The following is a 4,803-nucleotide window of genomic DNA, read 5'->3' as shown; positions in this document are numbered from 1 at the left end:
TATTTTTTAGTCAATACATCAATAATTCTTTAGTATTGACCATTGGTTTACTGCATTTCTTTCCCATCTATACTAATCATTTTTCTTTTTGCTTGTTACATTATAAATATCTACTAGTAAAAGTAATATAACAAATGCACATGCTAGAATAATATTTGTATTGTAATTTAAAGAAAAGAACAAACCTATGGAAAGGAATATTAAAAATCTAATGATACTTATTGTTATAAGTAACATATAATTAATTCCAATTATGTATTTTATAATATTAAAAAAGAAATGATCTAATACTAAAGAATAACCAACTATAACTATTGAAATAAGCAACATTCTTTTAATATCTAAGTCTAAATTCAAGAGCGAGTTAGCAAATGTGGCAGACCCAAAAACAATAAAGATAAAAAACATTAATACAAGTGTCAAAATAAACGATATAGCTGAAGATGTTATAATTTTAATATAGAAAGGTTCCTGTTCCTGTTCCTTTTCCTCTTTTTTCGTTTGATACGTCATGAACCAAAAAAACACAACTGCTATCGGAACAAAAATAGAAAAGAAAAGAACTATGATTTTTATCATTTTTTCCTTTCCTCTCTTTTAATGAGTGTATGTACAAACATAACAACTTTTTTAATAGCTGTTATGTTTGTATTATAAGACCTATTATCCTAAAAAGAAAACTATAAATTTAGCAAGTAACGCTGCATCGTTAGGTGGTATACCAGCTTTAGCTAATGCAAGTGTTACATACGACTCACTAAAACTAGTTAGCTCACCAACTACTCCTGCCGCTTTATAGCCCCATTTCTCAATGGAAGCGCCAACTTTTTTCGCCCATTTAAAAGGTATTTTTTTTATAAGTTTACCTGCTGCTGATCCACCATGCTTTAGAGCTGCCTTCACCAATTGTGTTTTTATACCGTATGGCTGAACTTCTACATTCTCTGCCTGATTGGCATTTACATTTATTGAACTTGTATGCCTCTTAACGATGTTACTTTCACTTGTCTTTGTACGTGCATCAGCATAAACTGGCCCCACCATTGCAAAAACTAGCATAAAAGCAATAGTAACACTTATTGCTTTTACTAATGTTTTATTCATCTTTCTCCCCCCTCTTCACTGAACTCGAAAAACACTTCCCTATAATAACATACTTAAATAGTATAATATTCCATTTTTGTAAAAAATAATAATATAGTTCGAGAGTCTAATTAACTTTTTGTGCTAAAAGCACTAATTCCATTTAACCATTTTTATCTTTTAACCATTAAGCACCAACTCGCTTTCTAACTGATCCAGCTGAAAGGATATTATCTAACTTAAATGTTCTCACTTTTTTACGGTAGTAACAATAAGCCAGAATACTCTTTTCATTCACCTCAAGACACGAATATAACGCTCCGTAACATTGTTATTGCTATCTATATAAGAGTTAGGTAAATTTAAGTTTTTTTGGAAAATATTACATTTAAATGCAAGAAAAAATGATTTAATATAGAAATATATAAATAAGCCGTTTAAAAGGAGGAAAGAAGAAACTTACTGCCTTAACACTAGTTTCTATTTTCATCATTCAAACAATAAGTTTATTGGTTGATTTTCCTTGGAAAGGTATAATCATCTGGGGAATATCTGTTTTTCTTTTAGGTTTAGCCGCATATTTCACTAAATTCTTAGAAGAAAAAAATAAAGGGAATGAATAAAAATTATGAAGAAGTCGTTTTATATCTTAATGAGCTTTTTACTTATGTTTACTTTTACTAGTAATTCTTTTTTGGGGGCTCAGTCTGTCCAAGCAAGCACACAACAGGATATTGAAAATACTCTAAATGAAATGATGGGTAATCTAGAGAAAATTAACAGAGTTGATACAACAGAGGAACAAAAATTGATAAATAGGCACAAAATGATTTCTTAGAAGAAAAAATAAATTTGAATTCTGAAGGAGAATTAAATTTCGAAGAAGCTTTTGTTACTATTGATAACGAAAATCAGCAATACTTAGTTCGTATTCCTTTAAAAGGAAAGAATTTTGAACTTTTAAGTGGAGTTACTATTGTTTATGATAACGATTATACTTATGAATCCAAGGTAGAAACAATTGTTTATAAAAATAATAATGGACAAGGAATATTAATAACTTGGATCAATGACAAACTAGCACAAGAGGAAAGCGTAGAAATTGCAGATTATGAGGGTACGAGTACTGATGAATTACAATTAGCAAAATCTAATTTTAAATGCATGACTAATTGTTTATCAGACCAAGGACTGCCAACGTGGGCACTTGGATTGATTTCGGTAGCATGTGCAGCAGCTTGTGTGGGTACAGCTGGTTTAGGTTGTGTAGCTTGTATCCAAGGATTAGGATATTACGGTATATTCGTATATTGCGGAAACTCTTGTGGATTAACAGGAAAATAAAATTAACATAGGAGCGATTTTACTAAATCAGGCATTAATGCTATATGGGTGGAGTCCTTTACCCCTATTAAAGCTATCTAATTGGGTATCTATTGTTTTTAACGTTAGCAAATAAAGAAATACCCAATGGGCTTTGAGTATCGATGTTATTAGCAATATTAGGTTTGAAATACACAAATGAGTTTGCTTTCTTCTCCTTTTTAATAGGATATACTGCTTTTATTGCAACACCAGGGAAAAAATCATCAAAGCGACCTGTAATATTAACTCCTAATTCTCCTTTAGTATCACTAACATGTAAGGTGTTTTGAATAATTAGCGTGTCAGCTTCCCATGTATGCCATTCTAAATGTGTGTAATCTAGCCTCATCCAGCGCATGGTTCGAGTCATCTATTGGATTACCGTTATCGTCACGTACATACATGCCAATTTCTTTGATAAAGTTGTAATGATCATATTTATCTGTCTCCACTAAGAAAAATTGTTCATTAGTCATAGAGTTCTGGAATCGCTCTATACCAACCTCAATACCTCCACCCTGTTTTTTCGCATCTGTGGCGTTGTTATCTGCCCTTGCTGTATCAATTTGGATTTTATGAAGTTCTTCTCTTAATGATTTACAGGCAGGATCCACAAATATATCTTGATAGCGCATTTGATATTTATCGACACACCAATGAATAAACTCTTTAATCTCTTTGGCATAGGTACTCATGGCTTTTACTTGTCCTGTTTCAGCACCAGAATGATAGTAGTTAACTACCCGATTCAATCTAAATTTACCATCGTACAATGTAACAATATTACAGCTACATGAAGTAGTATCGGATTGCCCGCCATCAGCCTCAAAGTACATTTCATATGGTTTCCCTAGCAAAGCAGGAATCTGATTAATGGCTGGATTGAACATGGAATAGATAACGCCTTCAGGCATTACTCTTTTTCCAAACCAGTCACGATCAAGCAAATACGGATTCTTTTTAAGGGTTTCATAGATTTCTTGCTTTCGTTCTTCGCTAATTATTGGGTTATCTTCGATGGTCCAATGAGTCCATTGTGTATTTTGTACGTCGAATACTTCTTTAATAATGGATGATTAGGTGCAGGTGGATTAAGGTCTGCAATATGATATCTATCTTGTGCTGCCATTGTTCGTCTAAAACATTCCTGTATGAATGACATATGAAGTAAATTGATTTCCCCAAATGCCACAGAACCTAATGACATACCAGTAATAGCACCAACACTATTTGCTTTGGCTCCACCTTTGTAATAAACCTTTTTAACGCCTTTAGGAGTATGAATCTCTAAGTGATCCCCATGTTCATCATGTTTGATTTTTGCTAGATCACCGAATATATGCATTAACCCAGTTCTATCACCGTCAATAAATAGCCTGAAAGCTTGTTCCTGATTATAGGCACTAACTAAATGGTTTGTATCTCTTGAAATGGTATAAAGATACGCTAACCGAAAATGTACGCCTGTTGTCTTCCCTGATCGAGGCGTTCCCTCTTGCACTTCTAAACCAACATCAAACGGTTGCTTTACTAGCTGTTTTTGCTTAGGCGATAACTTTATTTTCTTATTCATCATCCGTCACCGCATCTATTAGAACATCTAACAAGCTAGTATCTTTCTTCTCGCCTTTAATAAGCTTAGTGCGTTCCTCGATGAACTCTGTTTCTTTCTTCGTTTTATCTATTGTTGTCTCTATTCGTTTAACCTCTAACAGCCTTTGATCATCGTAATCAGCCATTTCATAAAACTGTTTTAGCATGCTTCGCAATTCACCCATAGCACGACTTTGAGAATTTAAAAAATTCGCCTGTTTATCCCAAGCGAATTGCAACTCATATTCTTCTTCAATTGGAACCTGCTTTACTTCCTCACCCATAGGAATGACCTCGTACTTTGATTTCTTTAGTTCCTTTGTCAAATCATCCTTGTTCTCTACATGCATAATCTGTTCGCTCTCATAATTTGAGCGAACTGCATCTTAATGTTCATCCAAAGGATATCTAATGGAGAAATACTATCAATATCATTCACTATATCTAGCGTTTCTTCTGGTAGATATTGACAGCATTGCTATTGTTTTGTGGAGCGCCACCTTTATTGCCTAATGCGTTTTTGTTACTAGGTTGACCACCTTTTTTTGTGTGCACACTTTTTTCTTTGGGTGCACCCTTATTTCGTTCCCATCCATGCCTGTGTTTCCATGACTTTACTGTATTAATTGATACTCCATGTTTAGCAACAATGTCTTTATATTTCATGCCTTTTATATAATCTTTTTCAGCTAGTTTATGAGTTTCTGCAACTACATCATCACCCACCCCCATATATATATTCGAGTTGTTTTGTAAATATAA

At 33.3% G+C, this 4,803-nt stretch carries 3 protein-coding genes and 2 pseudogenes; 1 reads left to right on the top strand and 4 read right to left on the bottom strand.

Annotated features, from left to right (window positions below; all coding sequences use genetic code 11):
- Window positions 1–72: 72 nt before the first annotated feature.
- Together JUJ52_RS22445 and JUJ52_RS22440 are read right to left on the bottom strand one after the other, a co-directional pair.
- Complete coding sequence (locus JUJ52_RS22445) at window positions 73–579, bottom strand: hypothetical protein (RefSeq protein ID WP_166530728.1); 507 nt, start codon at window positions 577–579, stop codon at window positions 73–75.
- An 84-nt stretch (window positions 580–663) separates the two neighbouring features.
- Window positions 664–1,104: a hypothetical protein gene (locus JUJ52_RS22440; RefSeq protein ID WP_166530729.1), complete on the bottom strand. Its 441-nt coding sequence runs from the start codon at window positions 1,102–1,104 to the stop codon at window positions 664–666.
- A gap of 831 nt (window positions 1,105–1,935) precedes the next feature.
- On the opposite strand from JUJ52_RS22440, the gene JUJ52_RS22430 reads away from it, so the two are divergent.
- A complete protein-coding gene (locus JUJ52_RS22430; RefSeq protein ID WP_166530730.1) occupies window positions 1,936–2,427 on the top strand; it encodes a hypothetical protein in 492 nt (163 codons plus the stop codon).
- Between the two features lie 323 nt (window positions 2,428–2,750).
- Here the strand turns inward: JUJ52_RS22430 and JUJ52_RS22425 are convergent.
- Together JUJ52_RS22425 and terS are read right to left on the bottom strand one after the other, a co-directional pair.
- Window positions 2,751–4,024: pseudogene (locus JUJ52_RS22425) on the bottom strand (PBSX family phage terminase large subunit).
- Window positions 4,014–4,773, bottom strand: a pseudogene (gene terS, locus JUJ52_RS23810) (phage terminase small subunit). Before terS ends, JUJ52_RS22425 begins: the two co-directional pseudogenes overlap by 11 nt.
- Window positions 4,774–4,803: the final 30 nt, after the last annotated feature.

This window comes from Virgibacillus sp. AGTR (assembly GCF_016919725.2).
Classification (GTDB): domain Bacteria; phylum Bacillota; class Bacilli; order Bacillales; family Amphibacillaceae; genus Virgibacillus; species Virgibacillus salarius.
The sequence above is the reverse complement of the archived record's forward strand: the minus strand, read 5'-3'. Positions and strand labels throughout refer to the sequence as shown.

Excerpts from the sequence above, each read along its gene's own strand:
- JUJ52_RS22445 (WP_166530728.1), bottom strand. The coding sequence starts at position 579 with ATGATAAAAATCATAGTTCTTTTCTTTTCTATTTTTGTTCCGATAGCA.
- JUJ52_RS22440 (WP_166530729.1), bottom strand. The coding sequence starts at position 1,104 with ATGAATAAAACATTAGTAAAAGCAATAAGTGTTACTATTGCTTTTATG.